Origin of the sequence: Cognatundibacterium curvum (genome assembly GCF_014284235.1) — a bacterium.
In the GTDB taxonomy this organism is placed as follows: domain Bacteria; phylum Pseudomonadota; class Gammaproteobacteria; order Burkholderiales; family Burkholderiaceae_D; genus Undibacterium; species Undibacterium curvum.
Genome location: NZ_JACOGD010000014.1, coordinates 23204 through 46957 on the forward strand (window position 1 = coordinate 23204; position 23754 = coordinate 46957).

Annotated in this window: 20 protein-coding genes and 6 tRNA genes; 11 read left to right on the forward strand and 15 right to left on the reverse strand. The window is 52.7% G+C overall.

All coding sequences use genetic code 11. The annotated features are described in order from the left end of the window. Positions 1–4: 4 nt before the first annotated feature. Both apbC and ribD read left to right on the forward strand, forming a co-directional pair. Positions 5–1093 carry an iron-sulfur cluster carrier protein ApbC gene (gene apbC, locus H8K43_RS18315; protein WP_186905195.1) on the forward strand — a complete coding sequence of 363 codons (1089 nt, stop codon included), beginning with the start codon at positions 5–7 and terminating at the stop codon, positions 1091–1093. A 2-nt stretch (positions 1094–1095) separates the two neighbouring features. Continuing rightward, a complete protein-coding gene (gene ribD, locus H8K43_RS18320; RefSeq protein ID WP_186905196.1) occupies positions 1096–2205 on the forward strand; it encodes a bifunctional diaminohydroxyphosphoribosylaminopyrimidine deaminase/5-amino-6-(5-phosphoribosylamino)uracil reductase RibD in 1110 nt (369 codons plus the stop codon). 165 nt (positions 2206–2370) lie between these two features. Here ribD and H8K43_RS18325 read toward each other — a convergent pair. From H8K43_RS18325 to H8K43_RS18335, 3 genes are all read right to left on the reverse strand, one after another. Further along, a tRNA-Pro gene (locus tag H8K43_RS18325) sits at positions 2371–2447 on the reverse strand. A 67-nt stretch (positions 2448–2514) separates the two neighbouring features. After that, a tRNA-Pro gene (locus H8K43_RS18330) sits at positions 2515–2591 on the reverse strand. 120 nt (positions 2592–2711) lie between these two features. Next, entirely contained in the window at positions 2712–3605 is an 894-nt protein-coding gene (locus H8K43_RS18335) for a pseudouridine synthase (RefSeq protein WP_186905197.1), read from the reverse strand. A gap of 165 nt (positions 3606–3770) precedes the next feature. On the opposite strand from H8K43_RS18335, the gene gltX reads away from it, so the two are divergent. The 5 genes from gltX (at position 3771) to H8K43_RS18360 (ending at position 5705) form a co-directional block, all read left to right on the forward strand. Further along, positions 3771–5165, forward strand: coding sequence for a glutamate--tRNA ligase (gltX, locus tag H8K43_RS18340; RefSeq protein ID WP_186905198.1), 1395 nt, complete (start codon positions 3771–3773; stop codon positions 5163–5165). An 81-nt stretch (positions 5166–5246) separates the two neighbouring features. Beyond that, positions 5247–5322: transfer RNA gene (locus tag H8K43_RS18345), tRNA-Ala, on the forward strand. Positions 5323–5356: 34 nt separating this feature from the next. Next, a tRNA-Glu gene (locus H8K43_RS18350) sits at positions 5357–5432 on the forward strand. A 60-nt stretch (positions 5433–5492) separates the two neighbouring features. Beyond that, positions 5493–5568: transfer RNA gene (locus H8K43_RS18355), tRNA-Glu, on the forward strand. 61 nt (positions 5569–5629) lie between these two features. Continuing rightward, positions 5630–5705 (forward strand) — tRNA-Glu (locus tag H8K43_RS18360). Between the two features lie 155 nt (positions 5706–5860). On the opposite strand, the gene H8K43_RS18365 is transcribed toward H8K43_RS18360, so the two are convergent. From H8K43_RS18365 to bcsZ, 6 genes are all read right to left on the reverse strand, one after another. Then, positions 5861–6661, reverse strand: coding sequence for a hypothetical protein (locus tag H8K43_RS18365; protein ID WP_186905199.1), 801 nt, complete (start codon positions 6659–6661; stop codon positions 5861–5863). A gap of 129 nt (positions 6662–6790) precedes the next feature. Beyond that, the gene (locus tag H8K43_RS18370; protein WP_186905200.1) at positions 6791–7426 is read right to left on the reverse strand and encodes a CatA-like O-acetyltransferase; all 636 of its coding nucleotides are present in this window, start codon (positions 7424–7426) and stop codon (positions 6791–6793) included. A gap of 97 nt (positions 7427–7523) precedes the next feature. Further along, positions 7524–8459, reverse strand: a complete 936-nt coding sequence (tal, locus tag H8K43_RS18375) for a transaldolase (RefSeq protein ID WP_186905201.1) — start codon at positions 8457–8459, stop codon at positions 7524–7526. Positions 8460–8479: 20 nt separating this feature from the next. Then, positions 8480–9538: a selenide, water dikinase SelD gene (gene selD, locus H8K43_RS18380; RefSeq protein WP_186905202.1), complete on the reverse strand. Its 1059-nt coding sequence runs from the start codon at positions 9536–9538 to the stop codon at positions 8480–8482. Between the two features lie 153 nt (positions 9539–9691). Next, a complete protein-coding gene (locus H8K43_RS18385) occupies positions 9692–11125 on the reverse strand; it encodes a DEAD/DEAH box helicase (RefSeq protein WP_186905203.1) in 1434 nt (477 codons plus the stop codon). A gap of 400 nt (positions 11126–11525) precedes the next feature. Next, positions 11526–12704 carry a cellulose synthase complex periplasmic endoglucanase BcsZ gene (gene bcsZ, locus H8K43_RS18390; RefSeq protein ID WP_186905204.1) on the reverse strand — a complete coding sequence of 393 codons (1179 nt, stop codon included), beginning with the start codon at positions 12702–12704 and terminating at the stop codon, positions 11526–11528. A gap of 189 nt (positions 12705–12893) precedes the next feature. On the opposite strand from bcsZ, the gene modA reads away from it, so the two are divergent. From modA to H8K43_RS18410, 4 genes are read left to right on the forward strand one after another with little or no spacing between them, the layout of a single operon-like run. Continuing rightward, positions 12894–13658 carry a molybdate ABC transporter substrate-binding protein gene (gene modA / locus H8K43_RS18395; protein WP_230404114.1) on the forward strand — a complete coding sequence of 255 codons (765 nt, stop codon included), beginning with the start codon at positions 12894–12896 and terminating at the stop codon, positions 13656–13658. Then, on the forward strand, positions 13655–14155 hold the full coding sequence (locus H8K43_RS18400) for a TOBE domain-containing protein (protein WP_186905205.1): 501 nt from the start codon (positions 13655–13657) through the stop codon (positions 14153–14155). The genes modA and H8K43_RS18400 overlap by 4 nt, the downstream gene beginning before the upstream one ends. After that, on the forward strand, positions 14152–14835 hold the full coding sequence (gene modB / locus H8K43_RS18405) for a molybdate ABC transporter permease subunit (RefSeq protein ID WP_186905206.1): 684 nt from the start codon (positions 14152–14154) through the stop codon (positions 14833–14835). Before H8K43_RS18400 ends, modB begins: the two co-directional genes overlap by 4 nt. Then, positions 14832–15710 carry an ABC transporter ATP-binding protein gene (locus H8K43_RS18410; protein WP_186905207.1) on the forward strand — a complete coding sequence of 293 codons (879 nt, stop codon included), beginning with the start codon at positions 14832–14834 and terminating at the stop codon, positions 15708–15710. Before modB ends, H8K43_RS18410 begins: the two co-directional genes overlap by 4 nt. A 130-nt stretch (positions 15711–15840) precedes the next feature. Here the strand turns inward: H8K43_RS18410 and fabI are convergent, their stop codons facing one another. The 6 genes from fabI to H8K43_RS18440 all read right to left on the reverse strand — a co-directional run bounded on the left by fabI (position 15841) and on the right by H8K43_RS18440 (position 23061). Further along, entirely contained in the window at positions 15841–16635 is a 795-nt protein-coding gene (fabI, locus tag H8K43_RS18415; protein ID WP_186905208.1) for an enoyl-ACP reductase FabI, read from the reverse strand. Between the two features lie 302 nt (positions 16636–16937). Next, positions 16938–18671 carry an ABC transporter ATP-binding protein gene (locus tag H8K43_RS18420; protein ID WP_186905209.1) on the reverse strand — a complete coding sequence of 578 codons (1734 nt, stop codon included), beginning with the start codon at positions 18669–18671 and terminating at the stop codon, positions 16938–16940. A gap of 9 nt (positions 18672–18680) precedes the next feature. Next, positions 18681–19808, reverse strand: coding sequence for an ABC transporter permease (locus H8K43_RS18425; protein WP_186905210.1), 1128 nt, complete (start codon positions 19806–19808; stop codon positions 18681–18683). An 8-nt stretch (positions 19809–19816) separates the two neighbouring features. Continuing rightward, positions 19817–20755: an ABC transporter permease gene (locus H8K43_RS18430; RefSeq protein ID WP_162021841.1), complete on the reverse strand. Its 939-nt coding sequence runs from the start codon at positions 20753–20755 to the stop codon at positions 19817–19819. Between the two features lie 63 nt (positions 20756–20818). Next, positions 20819–22588 carry an ABC transporter substrate-binding protein gene (locus tag H8K43_RS18435; protein WP_230404116.1) on the reverse strand — a complete coding sequence of 590 codons (1770 nt, stop codon included), beginning with the start codon at positions 22586–22588 and terminating at the stop codon, positions 20819–20821. A 245-nt stretch (positions 22589–22833) separates the two neighbouring features. Next, positions 22834–23061, reverse strand: coding sequence for a hypothetical protein (locus H8K43_RS18440; protein WP_186905212.1), 228 nt, complete (start codon positions 23059–23061; stop codon positions 22834–22836). Between the last annotated feature and the right edge of the window lie 693 nt (positions 23062–23754).

The window sequence follows — 23754 nt, forward strand, 5'->3', positions numbered from 1 at the left end:
GCAAATGACACTCACAGCAGAACTGATCAAACAAACCTTATCCCAGGTCATCGATCCAAATACGCAAAAAGATTTCGTCGCGACGAAATCCGTCAAAAATATACAAATACAAGGCGCCGATATCAGCCTGGATATTGAGCTCGCTTACCCGGCAAAAAGTCAGCTGACCCTGATACGCGAACTGGTCAGCAATGCGCTGCAAGCCTTGCCTGGCGTGGCGCAGGTGCATGTCGCGGTCAGCGTCAAGATCGTTGCGCATGCGGTGCAGCGTGGCATTAAGCTGATGCCGAATGTGAAAAATATTATCGCTGTTGCGTCTGGTAAGGGCGGGGTCGGTAAGTCCACCACCGCAGTCAATCTGGCGCTGGCGCTGGCTGCAGAAGGTGCGGCAGTTGGTATTCTGGATGCGGACATTTATGGTCCTTCGCAACCGATGATGATGGGCATACAAGGGCGTCCTGAAACTGTGGACGGCAAAACCATGGAGCCGCTGGAAAATCACGGTCTGCAGGTATCCTCGATAGGTTTCATGATCGATCCGGACGAGCCTATGGTCTGGCGTGGACCTATCGTGACTCAGGCCTTGCAGCAATTACTGCAGCAAACGAACTGGCGCGATCTCGATTATCTGATCGTGGATATGCCACCGGGTACCGGTGACGTACAGCTGACGCTGTCGCAGAAGGTGCCAGTGACGGGTGCTGTGATCGTGACCACACCGCAGGATATCGCCTTGCTGGATGCGCGCAAGGGCTTGAAGATGTTTGAAAAGGTCGATATTCCTATCATCGGCATCGTCGAAAATATGAGTACCCATATTTGCTCGAATTGCGGTCATGCCGAGTCTATCTTCGGTGAAGGTGGTGGCCAGAAAATGTGCGCTGACTTCGGTCTCGATTTCCTGGGGGGATTGCCGTTGACGATGTCTATCCGTCAGCAAGCTGATTCCGGTCAGCCTACCGTGGTGGCTGATCCCGATGGTCCTATCGCTGCCATTTACAAAGATATCGCGCGCCGTGTCGCTGTCAAAGTGGCTGACAAAGCGAAAGATATGAGCAGTAAATTCCCTAGTATTTCTATTCAACATACCTGAGTATGAATCAGCAGCAAACCGACCGACATTATCTGCAGCTGGCGCTGGCGCTGGCTGCGCGCGCGACCATAGAAACCTCGCCAAATCCTAAGGTTGGCTGTGTGATCGTGAAGGATGGTCAGATACTGGGGCAGGGCTGGACCCAGCCGGTGGGGCAGGCGCATGCGGAAGTCATGGCATTGCGTGACGCGCATGCGCAGGGCCATGCAGTTGCTGGTGCCACGGCCTACGTCACACTGGAGCCATGCAGTCATTTTGGCCGCACCCCGCCATGCGCAAATGCCTTGGTTGATGCGGGTATTGCGCGTGTCGTGGCTGCCGTTGGTGATGCCAATCCTCAGGTAGCGGGACGCGGGCTGGCGATCTTGCAGCAGGCTGGTTTGCAGGTAGAGTGCGGTCAGGAGCCGGATATTGCACTGGCGGCGCGCGAAATGAATCTGGGATTTTTCCGGCGCATGGAGAGTGGCAAACCCTGGGTGCGCGTGAAGATGGCGGCCAGTCTGGATGGTCGCACTGCATTGCCGAATGGTCAGAGCCAGTGGATCACCTCGCCAGCTGCGCGGCTGGATGGTCATCAGTGGCGTGCGCGTGCCGATGCGATACTGACCGGCATTGGCACTGTGCTGGCCGATGATCCGCAACTCAATGTGCGCGGGATCAGCACGCCACGTCAGCCCATCAAAATCATCGTCGACTCTCATTTACAGATAAGTCCACAGGCGCGTTGTCTGCAACAGGGCGTGAGTCTGGTCGTGGCAGCGCATGATGATGTGGAAAAACGTGCCGCACTTGAGGCGCAGGGCGTTGAGGTCTTGTTACTGCCTGCTGCTCATGGGCGGGTCGATTTGCCTGCGCTGTTGCTGGAATTAGGGTGCCGTCAAATCAATGAATTGCATGTGGAAGCGGGTGCGGTGCTGAATGGCGCCTTACTGGAGGCTAAGCTGGCCGATGAATTACTGGTCTACCTGGCGCCTAAATTGTTGGGTGCTGGTGCGGGCTTACTGCGTATTCCCGAGCTCACGCATGTCGATCAGGCAGAAAGCTGGCAATTTCATGATGTGCAGATGCTGGCACCGGATTTGCGTATCCTGGCCAGACGTAACTTAGTCTAGATGGAGTCTGCTTGTCCGTGTCAGCCAGACTGGTGTGCCAGCTTGGCTGCGGACAAGCTAGCGAATTCAGTCTGAGCCGCAGTCCTGCACTGGACAATGTGGCGCAGAAAATCCGGAGCCGCAAATGAAAAAAGCATCGTTGAAAATCAACGATGCTTTTTTAACTGGTCGGAGTACAAGGATTCGAACCTTGGACCCTCTGCTCCCAAAGCAGATGCGCTACCGGGCTGCGCTACACTCCGAAAAACGGCTTTTTTATTTCGCTACTCTGAAATAAATGGGCTAAATTAATTACTTATCCCTTGAAACTGGTCGGAGTACAAGGATTCGAACCTTGGACCCTCTGCTCCCAAAGCAGATGCGCTACCGGGCTGCGCTACACTCCGAAGACCGAGATAATATCCCTATGTATCGTATGTGTCAATAGCAGGGCGGTTTGCATGGCCTTGCCGCCCGCGTAGCCTTGGTCTTTCGGGGTGAAGACGGCTGGTGCTATTGCTGATGTATTACAAGGCCTGCTGGCTTTGAAATTCTCTCCATTCTCCGCTGAGTGGATCGTGAAAACTGATTTGTTTTGCCAGCAGTTGCAGCGGCTGGCTGAAATCATCTCCTTTGCAGGCTAGCGCGACCGGGTAAAAACTGTCATTGACGATGGGAGTGCCCAGACTGGCCATGTGCACGCGTAACTGATGTTTGCGCCCTGTGACGGGTGATAAGCGGTACAGGTTATGCGCGCCGCGCTGCTGTTCGAGCTCGATCAGGGTTTCCGTATTGGGGGCACCTGGCGTTTCGCGCATGGTAAAGAATTGTTCGCCTTCCTCCATTCTGCTTTGATATACAAATGGGTAGCTGCGCTCGGGCATCGCTGGCGCCAGCGCGTGATAGATTTTGCTGATGGTTTTTTTCTGAAACATGGACTGATAGGCGCCGCGTGTTTCAGGATTGTGTGAAAACAGAATCACGCCCGCGGTTTCCCGGTCCAGTCTGTGTATGGGTGTCAGATGTTCCAGCCCTGTGGTTTGACGTAGCCGGGTCAGCAGGGTTTCGCGTAAAAAGCGGCCACCTGGTGTGACGGGTAAAAAATGCGGTTTATCGGCCACCAGCAAATGTGCATCCTGATAAAGGATCTTTTCATCGAAAGGTATGCGTGTCTCGTGCTCGATTTCACGGTAATAGTATAGACACATGCCGCGTCGCACTGTGCTGTCGGCCTTCAATACACTGCCATATTGGTCGCGCACTTCACGCTGGCTAATTCTGTGCAGCCATATTGCATCTGGAATGTCAGGGAACTGCAGGCTCAAAAAACACAGCAGCGGGGTCGGCGCTATGCCTTCCGGTATCCAGCAATAACTGGGTGCGATGCCATCGCGCACGGGGAGGGGGGCTTGCATACTCATTCATCATGATGGAAACAGGTGCTGCATACTAACACGGCGCACAGCCTGTTCGCCCGCCTGGTCGCGGGTAGGCGTCTAAGGGCGAACGCGGTAAAATGCTGTTTTTAACTTTTCCGCGACCTGATGTCTTCAGACTTTCTGATGGCATGCGGTGCAATCCTCTCCATGACAGTCCGTACCCGATTTGCTCCCAGCCCTACTGGTTATTTACACATAGGCGGTGCCCGTACCGCTTTATTCAGCTGGGCATTTGCCCGCCACCATGGCGGCACTTTTGTATTGCGAATAGAAGACACGGATCTGGAGCGCTCTACACCGGAGGCGGTGCAGGCAATTTTAGATGGCATGAGCTGGCTGGGCCTGGCGCATGATGAAGGTCCGTTTTATCAAATGCAAAGAATGGAGCGCTATCGCGCTGTGCTGGCAGACATGCTGGCACAAGGTACTGCGTACTATTGCTATTCCTCACCGGAAGAAGTTGAAGCGATGCGTGAGCGTCAGCGTGCTGCGGGTGATAAGCCACGTTATGACGGCACTTGGCGTCCGGAGGCAGGCAAGACTTTGCCACCAGTACCGGCAGACCGTAAGCCAGTAATCCGTTTTAAAAATCCGCTCGACGGCGACGTGAGTTGGAACGACGTCGTTAAGGGAACGATCACGATCAGTAATAAAGAGCTGGACGATCTGGTGATTGCGCGTCCGGATGGCACGCCTACTTACAACTTCTGCGTGGCCATTGATGACTGGGATATGCAGATTACCCATGTAATCCGTGGTGATGACCATGTGAATAACACGCCGCGTCAGATCAATATTCTCAATGCTTTGGGTGCCAGCCTGCCACAGTATGGTCACGTGCCTATGATTTTGGGGCCAGACGGGCAAAAACTGTCTAAGCGTCGCAACGCGGTCAGCGTGACTGATTATGCAGACAAAGGTTATCTGCCTGAGTCCATGCTGAACTATCTGGCACGTCTGGGATGGAGTCACGGTGATGACGAGATTTTCTCTATGGAGCAGATGTGCAGCTGGTTTGATCTCACACACTTGTCTGGATCGGCGGCGCAATTCAATCCTGAAAAGCTGGACTGGATTAATAATCATTACATCAAGGCCGCAGATAATGCGCGTCTGGCTGAGCTGATACGTCCATCCATGTTGGCGGCTGGCGCAGAATTTGCTGGCGCGCCGGATCTGGCTGCTGTGATTGCTTTGTTTAAGGAGCGCGCTAACACCACGGTGATGCTGGCGGAGTCTGCCATGCTGTTCTATCGCCAGCCAGCGCCTGAGGCCGCGCTGCTGCAGCAACATCTGACAGATGCGGTGCGCCCGGCCTTGCAGCAATATGCAGAATTGTTGAAAACCGTGGCATGGGACAAAGCGGCGATCTCGGCTGCCTTGAAAACCGTGCTGGCCGAACATGGCTTGAAAATGCCGCAATTGGCGATGCCTTTGCGCCTGCTGTTGACGGGTCAATTGCAAACCCCATCGATTGATGCGGTGATTGACTTATTTGGCCGTGAAACGGTCGCTGCACGTCTGGCCGTTGCGTTTGCCTGATACACCAGATATTGGGGGTGAGGGCTTTACAAGACTTACTTCATCCCCTATAATCTTTCTTCTGTTCTGCATTGCACCTAAGGGGGTATAGCTCAGCTGGGAGAGCGCTTGCATGGCATGCAAGAGGTCAGCGGTTCGATCCCGCTTACCTCCACCAAAAATGCGTGACAATCAGAATAGAGTAATTTGCTGTCCCCATCGTCTAGAGGCCTAGGACATCACCCTTTCACGGTGAGTACAGGGGTTCGAATCCCCTTGGGGACGCCAATCAAATGCTTGATTGCGGACAGTAAGTTAAAATTAAGGTCAGTAGTTTGGACAGAATCTGTCCCCATCGTCTAGAGGCCTAGGACATCACCCTTTCACGGTGAGTACAGGGGTTCGAATCCCCTTGGGGACGCCAGGTTGTAAGCCGTTGAACTGAGTAATTCAGCGCAGCGTAGGTCAGTAAATGGACAGTATATGTCCCCATCGTCTAGAGGCCTAGGACATCACCCTTTCACGGTGAGTACAGGGGTTCGAATCCCCTTGGGGACGCCAAGTTAAAAAACCTGCTGATGAAAATCAGCAGGTTTTTTTTCGTTCGAATTTTCGCTTTAGGTTTCATTGTGGACGCAGGCCTATTGCCTGCTGCATGATTCGGGCGCTGCAGCGTCACTAAGCCGTAGTCCATGAATGCTGACCTTGCTTCAGTCTCAACTGCTACTGCCACAGCTACTGCCGCAACTACTTCCTGTGCTGCCGCTGTCACTGCAATCGCTGCCATTGTTGCTGTCGCTGCTAAAGCTGCTGCTATCTGAGATGCCAGAACTGCCGGTGTCTGTGTAGCTGCTCTGTTGTCGCTCTGCTTCCCTGCGTTTGTAGTGTTCATACATGGTGGCGCTGATCATGCCAGCGGTCAGCATGCCGTAGGCTTGTAAGGCTTCTGGATAATAGCTGGCGCCGTAAGCCTGACCATCACGGTTCATGGCGCGATAGCCTGGCTTATCTGCGCTAATGTGGTAAGCATAGCCATTCGGCATGCGCAGGCGTTTGTCGAGCGTGAACAGTGCGGGCAGGGTGGGATCGGTTTCGCACTGACGTTCAAAGCGTCTGGCCTGAATCAGGGTGGCGGCCAGTGCCAGCTCAAGATCTACAGACATTTCGCTGGCACTCAGATGGGGAATCTGGCGCTCATAGTGTTTATCGCAGAACTGCTCCAGGCTTATGCTGGAGTAGCGCAGCCAGGCATGCCAGACCGAGTCGGCAGCTTTGGAGGGCAGTGCGCAAGGCTGTTCGCTGCGTCTGACACATTCGAAAAACATGCACAGGCCTTCTGTAGCCGAGGCAAAAAAAACGGCATCCTGAGGGATGCCGGGGAATTCTTGTTGCGCGGTCTGTTGCCAGTAAGGGAAAAGACCGGGAGGAATATCAGTCAGGATATCCCTGAGTGCTGAGCGCTTCACGATACGTTGCGCGCGGTAGTGACTGAGGCTGGACTTCAGATTTTCTAGCATAGAGGCCTATCCTTTCTTGTTGTTATCGGGGTGGGAAGACTGGACTTCCCTGCTGCACAGTGTGGGATAAAAAAATCCGTTTGCCGATCAGGGGAAATACGTATGTTGTGTTTTTGTCGCCAGTTCGTATCAGGGCAGCTGCCTGAGTTGTTCCGTGAAGGCGTCGAAAAACTGATGTATGTGATAGGCGTCCGCCAGTCCGTGATGGGCGAACACCGCCACCGGAAACACCAGCTCGCCATTTTTTTCCACACATTTGCCGACAGAGACTTTGGGGGCGCTGTCTTTGCCGTCATGGTGGCGTGCATGCGTGATGCCATTGAAGGCGATCCAGGGCATGGCTGAAAAATGTATCACATCATCGCGCTGGCATTCCTGCGTAAAGCACAAGCCCTCGCTGTTTTTGACGCGCGCCATGCTGAGCTCAGCCTGTTCACAAAAAGCACTGAACGCAGGCTGATAGTCGATAGGGCAGAAGCCAAAGCTGTGATCTGCACGGCCTATGGTGGCATTGGCGTGGATTTGCTGATACAGCACCACCTGTTCTTGTTGCACGCGATAGCGCAGTTCAGGTATCTGGTTGATTGCTGCCAGACAGCGGTGCAGATAAAACAGGAAAAATGAGATCTGATTATCCCGGCAGAATTGACGTGCCTGGGTGCAGGGGATGTCTGCCACGATGCCGTGAAAAGGCTCATGCAGGCCCGAGAAAAACGCAAAATGTTCGCGCCGTTTCCAGCTGCTGATATCGATCAGGGTTTTCATTTTTCTTTGCGGTTGATGCTTGGTTATTGAGGGTTTGCAGTGGTATAAAAACAGGGCGCATCAGCGCCCTGAGAGTTCGCTTTAGTCTGCTCCGGCCTCAGCGCATCGCTGCGATCATTTGCTCCAGCTTGACTGTGTCTGCGCAGAAGGCACGTATACCTTCGGCGAGTTTTTCTGTCGCCATCGCATCTTCATTGAGCTGGAAGCGGAAAGCACTTTCACTGACTTCGATTTTGCTGATATCAGCTTGCGCCGCCAGTTCCGGACTCAGCTTCGCAGTCACTGCATTATTGGAATCCGCCAGTTTTTGCAGCAGGTCAGGGCTGATCGTCAGTAAATCGCAACCGGCCAGCTCCAGAATCTGCGAGGTATTGCGGAAGCTCGCGCCCATGACTTCCGTCTTGTAGCCAAACTTGCGGTAATAGGTGTAGATAGATTTGACTGACAATACACCAGGATCATCAGCGCCAAAGATTTCCTGACCGGTTTTAGCTTTAAACCAGTCATAAATACGGCCCACGAAAGGCGAAATCAGCTGGGCACCGGCTTCAGCGCAGGCAACCGCCTGAGCCAGGCAGAACAGCAAAGTCATATTGCAGCGTATACCTTCTTTTTCCAGGATTTCAGCAGCACGTATGCCTTCCCAGGTAGAAGCGATCTTGATCAGTACGCGTTCGCGTGGCACACCGGCAGCTTCGTACAGCGCGATCAGCTGGCGTCCTTTAGCGACGGTGGCAGCGGTGTCAAATGACAGGCGTGCATCGGTTTCAGTCGAAACACGGCCTGGGATTTCATTCAGGATTTGCAAGCCAAAGGAAATCAGTAAATGATCTATCGTTGCATCAATCGACTGACCCGCTGTTTCGGCCACGGCTTTTTCCAGCAAATGGCGGTATTCCGGTTTTTGAACTGCCTTCAGTATCAGTGAGGGATTGGTGGTCGCATCGCGTGGCGTATAGGCTTTGATCGCCTGGAAATCGCCGGTATCGGCCACTACGGTGGTGTACTGTTTCAGTTGTTCTAATTGATTCATGGTTAGTACAGTTTCAAAGATCAGGGGTTAACTTCAACGATAGGTGAACCACTCACCATATCACCAATCACAGCAGCATGCAAAAATCCGCTGCTGCGGAAAACAGATAAAACCTGCTCTGTGACAGCAGGGTCACAGGCGATTAGCAAACCGCCCGAAGTCTGCGGGTCGGTCAGCAGGGCTTGTTGTGCTGCGCTCAGCTGTGCTGACAGGCGTACTTCATGGCCGTAGGCTGCCCAGTTACGGCCTGAGGCGCCGGTAATCATGCCGGCTTCAGCCAATGTCTCCACGCCGTTCAATAACGGGATGTCGTTCATGCGCAGATGCGCGGCTGCACCGGAGCCGCGACAGACTTCCAGTAAGTGACCCAGCAAACCAAAACCGGTCACATCCGTCATCGCATGTACACCGTCCAGTTCCGACAGTACTTGTCCGGGGCGATTGAGCTGAGTCGTGCTGGCGATCATGCTGGCGTAACCATCCTGATCCAGTGCCTGTTTTTTCAGTGCGGCTGACAAGATGCCTACGCCCAGCGGTTTGCCCAGTATCAGCTGGTCGCCTGCGCGCGCACCGGCATTGCGCTTGACCTTGGATGGATGGATCAGGCCCATCACCACCAGGCCATAAATCGGCTCAACCGAATCAATGGTATGGCCGCCCGCAATCGGGATGCCAGCTTCTGCGCAGATAGATTCGCCACCGCGTATCACTTCGCCGATGACGTCGAGTGGAATCTGATTGACTGGCATACCGACCAGTGCCAGTGCCATGATGGGGGTGCCACCCATGGCGTAAATATCGGAAATTGCATTGGTTGCCGCAATACGGCCAAAATCAAATGCATCATCCACGATAGGCATGAAAAAATCTGTGGTCGCGATCAGTGCCTGATGTTCATTGAGTTGATAGACGGCTGCATCATCCGAGGTTTCTATGCCGACTAATAATTGTGGCGGAACCGGAAAGCCTGTGGATTTTTTCAGAATTTCGGACAGAACGCCGGGTGCGATTTTGCAGCCGCAGCCACCTCCGTGGGAGAACGAGGTCAGGCGGACGGGCTGATCGGAAGTTGAGCTCATGTTTGCGTGCTGTATGCGTTAGTCAAGGCTTTGATTATACGCTGAGCTGCAGAGTATAAAAAAAGCGACCCCGGATGGGATCGCTTTTTTTTGATATTACTTATTTGATCTGGGCAATATGATGCTCAGCTCAAATGATCAGATCAGTGTGACTTATTCGCCGAAAGAACGACGTGCGCCGCCTTCGCTGGAGCGGTTGCCGCGATAGCCGCCGCCATTACCGCCACCGCTGCCTTCTTTACGTGGCGCAGCTGGCTTGCTGAAAGAACGCTGGCCACCTGGACGGCTGTTGCCGAAGTTGTTGCCGGACTTGCGTGTGTCACCTGGTTTCCAGCCGCTAGGTTTGCGGGCGGCAGAGCGTGCTGGCGCAGCCGATTTCTTAGGTTCGAAACCTTCGATCACATCGACCGGGATCAATTGCTTGGTGAAGCGTTCGATACGTTTAACGTGCATGCCTTCAGCGTGATTCACCAGCGATACTGCGATACCTTTACGGCCAGCACGACCGGTACGGCCGATACGGTGTACGTAGTCTTCCGGGAATTTTGGCAAGTCATAGTTGAAGACGTGCGTGATGCCAGGTACGTCGATACCACGCGCAGCAACGTCGGTCGCTACCAGAACACGAACCTGACCACGGCGCAGTGCGTCCAGTGTGCGGTTACGTGCGCCCTGATGCATGTCGCCATGCAGTGCTGCTGCGGCAAAGCCAGCGATGTTCAGACGGTCAGCGATGCTGTCTGCATCACGTTTAGTCGCGGTAAACACCACAGCCTGATCGACAGAAACGTCGCGCAGCAGGTGATCCAGCATACGGTTTTTGTGGGACAGATCGTCAACGAAATGCACTTTTTGCTGGATGTTTTCATGCTTGCTGGCAGAGCCTGCAATCTGAATTACCAAAGGCTCAGTCGTGATGCGTTTTGCCATATTGCCCACAACGCCATCCAGCGTTGCAGAGAACAGCATGGTTTGACGGGTAGGCGGTGTTGCAGCAACGATTTTCTCGATGTCGTCGATAAAGCCCATGTCCAGCATGCGGTCAGCTTCGTCCAGAACCAACATTTGCAATTCAGAGAAATCGATTTTGCCGGATTCCATGTGGTCGATCAGACGGCCTGGCGTTGCCACCAGAATTTCCGGATTACGCGACAGCAGTTGCATCTGTTTTGGGTAAGGCATGCCACCCAGAATAGATACGGCTTTCAGGCGGCGTGTGTATGAGCTGTATTTGTCCGTTGCGGTAGTAACTTGCAATGCCAGTTCGCGGGTTGGTGTCAGTACCAGCATTTTTGGTTTTGCAGCGACGAAACGTGGGCGGTCGCCGCGTGAGCGTGCAGCCTGACGTTCCTGGTTCGGTGTTTTACCGTTGGTATAAGTAACGACTTCAGCAGTAGCCAGTTTGTGTAATGCTGGCAGCATAAAGGCTGCGGTTTTACCGGAGCCGGTTTGGGACGAGACCATCAGATCACGTCCTTCAATCGCGGCAGGGATAGCCTGTTCCTGAACTGGTGTAGGCTTGGTGTAGCCAGAATCGGTCAGGGCGCGGATGATGTTAACGTGGAGGCCAAGTGCTTCAAAACTCATGAAATTCTTTCGTAAAAATGGAGCGCGCCACAAAACCAATGCGCGCAAAAATGCAGCGTCAAGCAAACGAAATGAACACAGAAAATCCAAAAACGGACGACAATGAAATTTCGGCACAAAAGCTTTGCGCCGGGATGATGTCTATCTAGTTACCAGACATGCAGGGCGGGAGGGCTTTTACGTGCACCATAAGGTTTATGGGCACAGGCTTGCGATGCTACTCAGTTTCTCACTGCGCTTAAGGAGTCGCTGAACGAATCTTTATATTGCAGTGCAAAAACGGAATGATACATGATTTTGTGAGATTTCGCAGTCTTTTTTGTAAATCGCATAGAAAGCCCGAGTTTGCGGGGGAGATGCATGCAGTTATGTTATCCCGGCTAAGCGCATGTGGCTGGCCTTAATGGCAGGCCGCAGCTTGCCAGGCAAATTCGGCGCGGCCATCCGGCAAAAAGGCAAAACGCTTTTCCTGCCAGCCGATTCCGAACAGGGCCAGCACCTGATCATAATAGGCATCTGGCCGTATGCCATTGGCCTGAATACGTAATTGCTGCTGTTGCAGTGCTTTGCTGTGTTGGCCGCTGCTCAAAAAGGGCAGCAGCGCGGCAGAAAATCCGGTGGTCCCAGGATTTTTCGCTTCACCGGTTTGTATGTTCACGAACTCAGGCGGATAGCCCAGTTGTTCAGTCAAGGCTGCCATCGGGGCCAAGTGCCGCAGCAGGCGTGAGCGTTCCGGGTCCTGCGCATGCAGCATACCGGCCCATAAATAAACCCGGATCGCATTGTAGCCACCATCCCCTTTTTCCACGCCGTTCAGGTCAGGCGAGAAGCTGGCGCGGCCGCTGCTGGTGGTCTGGTAAATGGTCCAGTCAGGACTAAAACCCTTGGGTGCAGACTGGATCAGCAAACGGAAAGACGCTTGCGCCATTTGCTGCCAGCGCTGGTCGCGTTCTTTGACGGCCAGCCAGCGCAGCAATTGCAAAGGCACATAACTGGGATTGAGTTTCCAGCGTTTTTCACCCAGATCAAAACCATGTGGCGCCGGTAGTAAGCTGAAGCCCAAGCCGGGTAAATCCAGACTCTCTTCCCGAAGTACGCGTTGTGCCAGCAGGCTGCCCAGTGCTGAGTACGATGTATTACCCCAGATATCACCAGCCAGCAGCAGAGAGTAAGCCATCCATACATCCGCGTCGGACGCCGAATTATTATCGATCACGCCCCAGCTTTGATCCGCACGTTGCCCCCATTGCCAGGCGGGTAGCCGTACCGTCAGATCTCCACCGGCCAGATTATTGCTGGTCCAGTGCAGCAGTTGTTTGAAACTGGGCTGATCATTGGCTGCCATCGCAAAAAACATGGCATAGGCCTGCCCTTCAGATACCGTTGGTTTGATGTTGCCGCTATGGTCCACTACACGGCCGTCTTTAGTGATGAATTGCTGACGGAAATGCTCCCACGCTGGCCATGATGTACAACTGCCCGCCGTGGCAGCGAAGCTGAGTCCGTTCAGGCTGAGTGCTGCGCCAGCGATGCAGATGCGGATGCCGTGTTTTAGCAGTGAATGTAAGGATGGGCGCATGTCAGTTCAGGAAAATGAAGCAGGATGAAGCTGGCAAATTGAGCAAAGTGATTTGGACTGTTAGTATGTCTGCCATGTCAGGCTAAGCTACCCTGTGCTGAGCGCTTGTGATCCTGGCTGTGATACTCAAACGAATGCCGCATTGTACTGAACTCTGTGCCGCAAATTAATGAATTTAGGATAGGTAGCATGAAATTTTTCAGCACCCTGATGCGTAGCAGTTTGTGCTGCGCTATGTTTTTTTCGGCAGCCGTGCAGGCCGAAACCATCTCTGTCGCGGTCGCGGCCAATGTGCAGTTCGTGTTTGATGATTTGAAGGCTGCGTTTAAACAAGAAACCGGACATGAGCTGCAGGCCAGTTTCAATTCTTCCGGCAAGTTCGTGGCGCAGATCAGCAATGGTGCGCCATTCGATGTGTTCTTATCGGCGGATATGGAATTTCCCGAGAAGCTGTATAAAGATGGTTATGCGATGCAGGCACCTAAAGTGTATGCCTATGGCGCACTGGTGTTGTGGACCATGAAAGACCTGGATTTACAGCAGTGGCAAGCTGCTTTGCAGCAGGCCAGGGTGAGTAAGATCGCCATCGCGAATCCTAAGACGGCACCGTATGGGCGCGAAACCATGCGCGTGCTGAACGCACATAAACTGGAGCAGACTTTACAGCCCAGGCTGGTGTTTGCAGAGAGCATAGCGCAGACTAACCAGTACATTCATTCGGGGGTAGCCGACCTCGGATTTACTGCCAAATCCGTGGTGCTGTCACCTGAAATGAAGGGGCAGGGTAAGTGGCTGGAATTGCCGCGCGATGTGTATCAGCCGATTGCACAGGGAGCCGTCATTTTGAAGCATGGTAAACAGCAGCATGCGGCGGTGTCGCAGCAATTCTACGACTTCATTTACTCGGCCAAAGCCCGCGCCATCTTTGAACGTTACGGCTATATCCTGCCATGAATCAGCTCAGCGGCCAGTTGCTGGCGATAGACACCCAGGGCAGCGTCAGTATCGCTGATGTCGCAATCGGTGAGCATGGCAAGCTGATCCTGACAGCGATGGTGCTGGGTGCTGCGCATCCTGCCACCACATGGAGCGTCGGGCAGCCGGTGACGATGCTGTTCAAAGAATCCGAAGTTGCTTTAGCCAGACAACTTAGCGGTCAGATCAGCCTGCGTAACCGCATGCCTGGCCAGGTGGTCGCGCTGGAGCAGGGGCGTTTGTTGACGCGGGTCAGGCTGGCGTTGCAGGATGTGTCTGGCGGTTGCATAGAATCGCTGATCACCACACGCTCGGCACAGGCGATGCAACTGGGCATCGGCGATCAGCTTGAAGCGCTGGTGAAGTCGAATGAAATGAGCATGATGCCGCAAATTCATCCCCAAATTCAGCAGCCGCCTCAGCAGCAGATTCAGCAGCCGACTCAGCACGGCGGCGCAGCGCAGGAGCCAGCATGAGCGGCATCGACTGGCAGCCCTTATGGTTAACCCTGAAGCTGGCAAGCGCGACCACGCTGCTGCTGATACTGTGCGGCATACCCATCGCTTATCGCATCGCATATTCCCACAGCCGTTTGAAGCCGCTGTGGGAAACTCTGGTCAGTATGCCGCTGGTTTTACCACCGTCGGTACTTGGCTTTTATTTGCTGCTTGCGTTCAGTCCTCAGCATGCATTCGGCGCCTGGCTGGAGCAGTATCTGCATCTGAAACTGGTGTTCAGTTTTGCCGGTTTACTCATTGGTTCTGTGATTTTCAGTCTGCCGTTTATGGTGCAGCCGCTGCAGTCGGCTTTGCAGAATTTGCCGCCATCGCTGCTGGAAGCGTCGCGCACGCTGGGTAAGCCGGACTGGTACACCTTGCTGCGCATTTTATTGCCGAATATCCGTCCCGCCTTATTGAGCGGCATCGTATTGAGTTTCGCGCATACCGTCGGCGAATTTGGCGTGGTGCTGATGATAGGCGGGAATATCCCCGGCGTGTCCAAGGTCGCATCAATAGCGATTTATGATGAAGTCGAAAGCCTGAATTATGCTGCGGCCCATGCCTATGCGGCAGTGTTACTGGTCATGAGTTTTTCTATCCTGTTGACGGTGTATATCGTGAACCGGCGTCACGCGCGTGGGCAGGGGGCAGCATGATAGAAATCAGTCTGCGTCATCCCATGCAAACTACCAGCGGACCAGAATGGCTGGAGCTGGATTTGTCTATTCAGGATCAGGCTTTCTGCGCGTTGTCTGGCAGTTCCGGTGCAGGCAAGACTACCTTGCTGCGTATGCTGGCTGGCTTGGCCATGCCGCAGTCTGGCCGCATCGTGGTCAATGGTGAAGTCTGGCTCGATACCGCGCGGTCGGTGTGTCGTCAGCCGCAGCAACGCGCGGTGGGCATGGTGTTCCAGGACTATGCGCTGTTCCCGAATCTGACCGTAGCACAGAACGTCGCCTATGCCTTGGCGCGTGATCAGCAGGATAGTTTGCAGCACTTGCTGGCGCTGAATGATTTGACGGCCTTGAGTCAGCGTTTGCCCGGCAGTTTATCGGGGGGACAAAAGCAAAGAGTCGCGCTGGCACGCGCATTAGCGCGCGTGATCGGCAGTCCGGCGCGCTTGTTATTGCTGGATGAGCCGCTGTCTGCACTCGATGTCAGTCTGCGCGCACAGTTGCAGGATAGTTTGGCCAGCCTGCATGCCGAGCTGGGTTTGACCACGCTGCTGGTCAGCCACGATCTGGGAGAAATTTTCAAACTCGCGCAAACGGTATTTGTGCTGGAACGTGGCCGCATTCAGCGTTACGGCTCACCGGCTGAGGTGTTTTTGCAGCAAAAAATGCAGGGCCAGTTGCAGTTGCGCGCGCAGGTACTGGCGATCCGGCAGGAAGAAGTGATTTTTATTGTCTCGCTGCTGGTCGGGCAAGACATCATAGAAATCATGGCGTCGGCGAGCGAAGTGGCGCAGCTACAAACAGGCGCGCACATCACCATCTCGACCAAGGCATTCAGTCCCTTGATTTTTGCTTAGTTAGTGCAGGCTAATCTGTAAGCTAAACTTTAAACTAAACTTTAAGCTAATAGCGCCGGACATAAAAAAAGCTGCAGTTTTCACTGCAGCTTTTTTACCAGACAGACAGACTATATGCGATGACGCTGTATCAGCGATCGTAAGTGTCAGCGTTCAGACCCATCACGTGTGAGAAACCGCCATCAACATAGGTGATTTCGCCGGTAATACCATTCGCCAGGTTGGACAGCAGGAAGGCCGCAGTATTGCCTACGTCTTCTATCGTCACGTTGCGGCGCAGTGGTGCATGATCCGCAACGAAGCCCAGCAGTTTGCCGAAATCTTTAATGCCGGAGGCAGCCAGAGTTTTGATCGGACCAGCGGAAATGCCGTTGACGCGTATGCCTTTTTTGCCCAGATCTTCGGCCAGATAACGGACCGAAGCTTCCAGTGCGGCTTTCGCCATACCCATAGTGTTGTAGTGTGGGATAGCACGGATAGCGCCCAGATAGGACAGGGTCAGCAAAGCGGAATCCTGACGCAGCATAGGCAGCGCAGCTTTTGCCATTGCCGGGAAGCTGTAAGCGGAAATATCGTGCGCAATGCGGAAGGCTTCACGTGAGAAACCGTCGAGGAATTCACCGGCAATCGCTTCACGTGGTGCAAAGCCAATCGCGTGAACCAGACCATCGAGCTGGTCCCATTGTTGGCCCAGATCTTTGAATACTGCTTCGATTTGTTCATCGCTGGCGACGTCGCAATCGAATACCAGCTTGCTGTCAAATTCTGCAGCGAAGTCTGTAATTCTGTCTTTGAAACGCTCACCGACATAGGTGAAAGCCAGTTCCGCGCCTTCGCGTTTGCAGGCTTGTGCAATACCGTAAGCGATGGAACGGTTAGACAGCAAACCGGTGATCAGAATTTTTTTGCCTTGCAGAAATGCCATGTTGACTCCAGATTGTATCCCAGTATTGATGCGGCTTAGCGCACGAAAATGCCTGAAAAGCCGCATGAATACTGGGATGGTGTTATTCATGATTTGCTCAGCCTCCCTTTTCAGGGGACTGAAATGCGGTGGCGGATAAGGCCGCGCCGCGGCAACAGGTCGGAATTGTAAGTGCTAAGCGGGATTCGGGCAAATTTTCTGTTTGTGCTGCGTGTGATCCGGCTTAACCTGGCTTAAAAAGGCACGGTCGTCTGTTTTATGGTCTGTTGAGATAGCGCACCGTGCCTTTGCTGAAGCTAAGCCTATGCCTGGCGCTCCTGCGGCTGCAGGCCGCGTGGTATCGCGTTCAGCAGGCTGCGGGTATAGGCTTGTTGCGGAGCGTGATACAAGGTATCCGAATTCGCCAGCTCCACCACTTTACCGTGATGCATGACCATGACCTGATCGGCGATGTATTTCACCACCGCCAGATCATGCGAGATAAAGATATAGGACAGGCCAAATTCATCTTGTAAATCCTGCAGCAGGTTCAGCACCTGCGCCTGCACTGATACATCCAGCGCCGATACCGATTCGTCACAGATCAGCACTTCCGGCTTCATACTCAGGCAGCGTGCAATCGCTATCCTTTGCCGCTGGCCGCCGGAAAACTCGTGCGGATAGCGGTAAAACGCAGTCTGTGGCAAACCAACTTTATCCAGCAACTGGCAAGCCAGCCGTATGCGCTCCTGTTCATTGGCTCCGATCTGATGGATATGCATAGGCTCCATCAGAATTTGGCCTATGGTAAAGCGCGGATTGAGCGAGGCATACGGATTTTGGAAAATGATTTGTATGCGTCGTTTATAGGGCAGGAAGGCTTTGTTGGACAGCGCCAGAATATCTTCGCCATCAAACAAGGCCTGACCGCTGCTGGCCTGATGGATGCGCATCAGTGTCAGGCCGACTGTGGTTTTGCCTGAACCGGATTCACCGACTACCCCGAGCGTTTTGCCGCGTGCGAGACGGAAGCTGACCTGATCAACCGCCTTGAACTCTTTTTTACCAAATAAGCCTTCGCGGGTATAAAAACTTTTGCTCAGATTACGCACATCCAGCACGATGTCTTCCTGCCCGTCCAGACCACGGCTACGTTGTTTTTGCTCCGGTAAATGGCCTGCATGCTGCATGAAATCGGCAATCACAGGCAGCCGCCACGGACGTGTATTCAGGCTAGGGCGGCAATGCAGCAGCGCCTGCGTATAGCTATCCTGAGGCGCATCAAAAATCTGACGCACTGTACCGGTTTCGCGGATTTCACCATGCCGCATCACGATCACATGATCCGCAATTTCACCCACTAATGCCAGGTCATGCGTGATGAACAGTACCGACATCTGATGCTTGATACGCAGTGCATTGATCAGGTCGATAATCTGCTTTTGTATGGTGACATCGAGCGCGGTGGTCGGTTCATCAGCAATCAGTAATTTAGGTTCGCAGGCAATCGCCATCGCAATCATCACGCGTTGCTGCTGACCGCCAGACAACTGACTGGGATAGGCATCTATTTTGCGTGCCGGATCAGGTATGCCGACTTCTTCCAGCAAGGCCAGCGTGCGCAATCTGGCCTGGGCCGCATCCATGCCCTTATGCAGGCGCAGTACTTCTGCGATCTGGAATCCCACGGAAAACACAGGATTGAGCGAAGTCATTGGCTCCTGGAAGATCATGGATATCTCTTTGCCGCATAATTGGCGGCGCTGCTCGCGATCTAATTCCAGCAAATTTTTTCCCGCAAACAGGATGCGGCTGTCATTGGTGATGGACGAGGTATCCGCTGGCAGCAAACCCATAATCGCAAGTGAGCTGACTGATTTGCCGCTGCCGGATTCACCGACCAGCGCGACTGTGGCATTGTGCGGAATTTGAAACGAGATGCCTTTGACGGTCTCTACGCTGTCCTTTTTATTGACGCGGAAAGACACGCGCAGATTGTCGACTTGCAGCAGTGGCGCTGCGCTGGTGTTCGTGACCGAAGATGAAATTGTCGTCATGGTCTGTCCTTATTTCAGTTTCGGGTCGAGCGCATCGCGCAGCGCATCGGTAAATAATGAGAATGCAGTGACCAGCAGCGCCATGGCCGCAGTAGCTGCAGTCAGTTGCCACCATTTGCCAAGTATCAGTTCATTTTGCGCTTCATTGAGCATACTGCCCCAGGACACCGTTCCTACCGGTACCCCAAAGCCGAGGAAACTCAGGATCACTTCCGATTTGATAAATCCCACCACCAGTATTGAGACCTGAACCAGCGCCACATGGCTGATATTCGGGAAAATATGAATAAACATCTTGCGCAGATGGGAGGCGCCGATCGCATCGGCGGCCCACACATATTCTCTGGCCTTATGCTTCATGTACTCGGCGCGTATCAGGCGGAAAGGACCAGTCCAGCCAGTCAGCGCTAAGATCAGTATGATGGTGCCCACGCCTTTTTGCTGTAACACTGCCGCGACTGACAGTATCAGCAGCAAATAGGGGATAGATGTGAATATACTGTAGAACCAGTTAAAGAAATCATCGACCCGTCCGCCGAAATAACCGGCGGTGGCACCGAACAGTGTACCGAGCAGCGTCGCGAGCAAGGCGGCAACAATGCCAACTAAAATCGACGTTTCCGCGCCTTTAATGGTTTTTTTGATGATGTCGTGGCCCCACTTATCAGCACCGAAAGGCAGGCTGTCAGCGCGCTCCTGTATTTGTGCCTGCTGTTTTTTTGCGAGTTCAGCCTGAATCTCAGCCAGCTCCTGAGCGATAGGATCGACCACTTCGCTGCCATCAATATTTACTGGCTGACTGCTGGTCGCTGCTGCGTCTTTGTTACCCTGGTTCTGGTTCAATTCACGTATCACATCGCGCAGCGGGTCCAGTGGATTGTCGGTGACGACAGGTGCTGCTTCTGGCTTGCTAAGCGGCTGACCGGATGGCTGGCCCGCTGTATGCAGAAAGCTGGGTGGCGCGTAGCTGACACCAGCCTCAGTATCCCAGTCAGCCGCAATCAGCCCGCTGTAAGACAGCAGCAATAACAGCATAAACAGACTGACGACCGCGAGCGAGATCATGGCGACTGTGTCTGCTTTCAGGCGGCGCCACGCCAGCGCCCACAGTCCGGGTGAGTTGACTTGATTCATCATGAGCTGACTCATTTCAATTGAACACGTGGATCGACTGCCTGATACATCAGGTCAGCTAAGAGATTAAATGCCATGGTGGCAGCGGCGACATAGACCGTGATTGCTTTAATCACAGGGAAGTCGCTGCGTTCCACCGCGAGGATGACTTCGCGTCCTATGCCTGGTATGGAAAAAAATCTTTCGATCAGAAATGCACCGATCAGCAGCGCAGGCAGGTTGGACATCACATGGGTGATGATAGGGATCGCGGCATTGCGTAAAACATGCACCCATTTGACTCTGGCTTCAGACAGGCCTTTGGCGCGCGCAGTACGTACATAATCCTGATTCACTTCATCCAGAATAAAGGTGCGGAACAGACGCAGATTCGGGGCGACACCCACTGCCAGCGCGATCAGGATAGGCAGGGCGGAATAACGGAACAGGTTTTCAGCGAAGCTATTGCCCCAGCCCTGTACCGGGAACAGACTGAGCTGATATGCAAACACATATTGACCGACGATGATGTAGACCAGAATACTGACTGACATACCGACGGTACAGGCGATCATCACCGCACGGTCAGTCAGCGAGCCGCGCCGGAATGCAATCACCAGTGCCAGCGCAATCGCGATCAGGGTTTCTATGATAGTCAGCGGGATCAGCACTGTCAGCGATGGCCCCAGACGACTGCCGATAATCGAAGAGACGGCTTCGCCGGTACTCCAGCTATGTCCGAAATTGAAAGTCAGGATTTGCTTGATGAATATCCACAGCTGTACATAGTAAGGCTGATCAATACCCAACTGGGTGCGGATATTGGCGATCTGTTCCTGACTCGACATTTTGCCAGCCAGGATATAGGCCGGATCGCCGCCTACCCAGTTAAAGAGGAAAAAAACCAGCAGGATGACACCCAGCAAAGTAGGTAGCATCTGCCAGAGTCTGCGCACAATATAAGCGATCATATCTGTTCCAGTGTGGGTTGGGCTTATACAAAAAACGGAGCCGATTGGTGAATTAGCGTTGCATCATGGTGAGACACGAGCTTTGTTTTTGTCGATATCGATATACAGCCATTCGGTACGCATCACCGGATGTTTGCGATAGCCGGTCACTCTTTCCTGAGCCAGCATATTGCGGTAACGCGCAAAGCCTAAGCGTTGGGCAGAATACACTTCCATGATACGGGCCATCTTGTGATACAGGCGGTCACGCTCAGGACCGGCGGGCAGTTTTTGCGATTGTTCATACAGCGCATCATATTCAGGAATCGCGACGCAGCCATTATTATTCAGATGGATGTTTTTGCCGTAAAACAGCTGCATAAAATTATCGCCATCCGGATAATCTGCTATCCAGGGTGATATCCTCTGAGTTAGCTGACATTGTTTTTCGGCTTTGAGGATTTCGGCAAATGGCCGGAATTCTGCTTTCATCCGTATGCCTATGCTGTCATAGGTTTTTTTCCAGACTTCAGCTTGCAAATGTCCGCGTGATTCAGTTTGCGCGGTATGCACAATTTCCAGCGGCTTACCATCGGGCAGGGTACGGTAACCATCTTTCCCTTTTTTGTAGCCAAATTTATCCAGTAAGGCATTGGCAGCAGCTGGATTGTATTGAATTATGCTGCGATATTGCGGATCATGGCCGACCACGCCGGGCGGAATTGGGTATTGCAGTGGAATCGCTTCACCGTTATCGACGATACGGATTTCATCCTCAACTCTGTGCGCCATTGAGATCGCCCGTCGCAGTGCGATTTTTTCTTTGCTGAGTCCACCAAACACCGGGTCTTGCATATTCCAATAGTAAATGGCGAGTTCGGGATCTACGATGCGCGATAACTGCACGCCTTTATTCTGAAATTCCGGTTTGAGTTTTCCATCTTTTAGCACCTGTGGAGCGAGGCCGCCATACAGTTGGAATAAATCGGTTTCATCTTTTTGAAATGCCAGCAGGCGTGACTGATCTTCCAATATCACATTCACGATCACACGGCCTATCTGAGGCAGGCGCTTACCCTGCATGGCTTTGGCGATACGCTGATCTTCTGCAGACTGATTGGCGGCGAAATTCCAGTACACCGGGCGGTAATCGGGATTGGCATCTAATACCATCTTGGAGCCGCGTACCCACTCCACCAGTTTGAACGGGCCGCTGCCGACCGGATTAGCCATCACCTGACCTTGCAGGTCGCGGTATTTTTCCACCACCTCGCGTGCCACAGCAGAGGTCGCTGCATACGTCAAAATCATGGGCAGATTAAAGTCGGGTCGGGTCAGGTGGATGCGCAGGGTATAGCGGTCCGGCGTCTCCAGGCCCGCTATCCGTGCGTCGTAGTTAAAGTTGCCGCTTTTCCTGGCCTGGGTGTGCAGATCGTCCAGCCCCAGAATTTTTCCTTCTAACAGCCAGCGGTGAGAAGATGCGATTTTGGGATCCATCAATCGCATCCAGGAGTAGACAAAATCCTGTGCCGTTAATTCTCGTTTCTTGCCCCCGAACGCAGGATCGGGTGTGAAGACAATGCCTTTCTTGAGACGTATGGTGTAGGTTTTTCCATCCTCAGAAATCTGCGGTAAGCCATCGGCGGCTTCCGGAATAATTTTGGCCGGGCTCGCCATGTAGTCATAGCTATACAGGCGTTCGAATACGGCTTCAACAATTGCATTGGAATACAAGTCTCTGGCTGCAGCCGGATCAAAGCCGGTTTCAGCGACAGGGAAGATAGTTCTCAGTACTTTGTCAGGATCAGCAAAGCTGGACTGACTGTTGTCAGCCCATGCGCTTGATGGCAGCAAGAAACTGCAGAGCAGGGCTGTGCCAGCTCCGTATTTTAGTGTTTGAGTTATTTTATGGCGAAAGTAAGTCAATTCCATGCACTGGTCTCCGGCAATTACGTCAAAACAAATACAGTGTGATGCGGATGAGTGACGCCACGGCTTATTGTTTTTATTAGATATCACACTGATCAGGGCTGGGATGAAATCCAAGCGTCGTCACCTTATAGCAAGTTCCGTACTATGGATAGAATAAAAAAAACAGGCTAAAGGAAGAAGTCTGCACAAATTGAGTGCAAGGCTTTTTTTGTAACTGTGGTGAAAATACGGAAAGTATCTTGATTTTCAAAAAGAATTGCTGTCATGCGTAAAACACTTGTTTTTGATTTACGCAATTTTTGCGATTTTGACGGCTTAAGATGCAGCTGAAATGAAATTTTATTCAGTTCGAGTGCGGTTTCAGCGAATTTCTGACTTAAGCTGTCAGAGGGCATTATTTTTGCACCAAAAAATTGCTGCAAAGCACAAAAATATGCGTTTCCTTTTCCAGTTTTTTTTTGGCAAAATGCGCGCTGTTGTTTTTTCGGGAAACTGAGCGATTAGTCTATTGACAGGTGCAGTGCAGAAATGTTTCTATGCGCGGTCTGAAAATTTTGGAGCATTAATTTACAAATCGTCGGCAATATGTAACTTTATTTACATTTTCTTACGTCTTTTTGCTGTTTGATTTTCATCCCCCTGGCACGTTGCTTGCTCAATTTCATTCACATGGTTTCCTATCGCACGCGGAGGAAGGCAGTTGCTGCCTCCGCGGGGCATATTTTTTGCGGATAGGTGAATACTGCGAGGTTTTGTGAGAAAGTGACACAGTGAACAAAATTTTATGTGCTCAATGGTTTTTGGCATTGTGTTTAATTTTGAATTCCTCGTTGCCAGTAAGTTGTTAAGTGGTTTTTGTAGCTTTCGATTTAGAAGCTGGCTGCAGCACTTATAATCTTTTTTTGTGTGAGAAGTTTTGACTTGTGTCAGATAGTTGACCTTGTGGTTTTGGAGGAGTACTAATGGATTTTTCAGATCGCCAGCAAGAGCCGGGTAAGAAGTTCCTGGGCATAGGGCTGGTAGTGGCATTTCACGCGGTATTGGTGTACGCACTGGCCAATGGCCTGGGCACCAAGCTCGTTGAAATC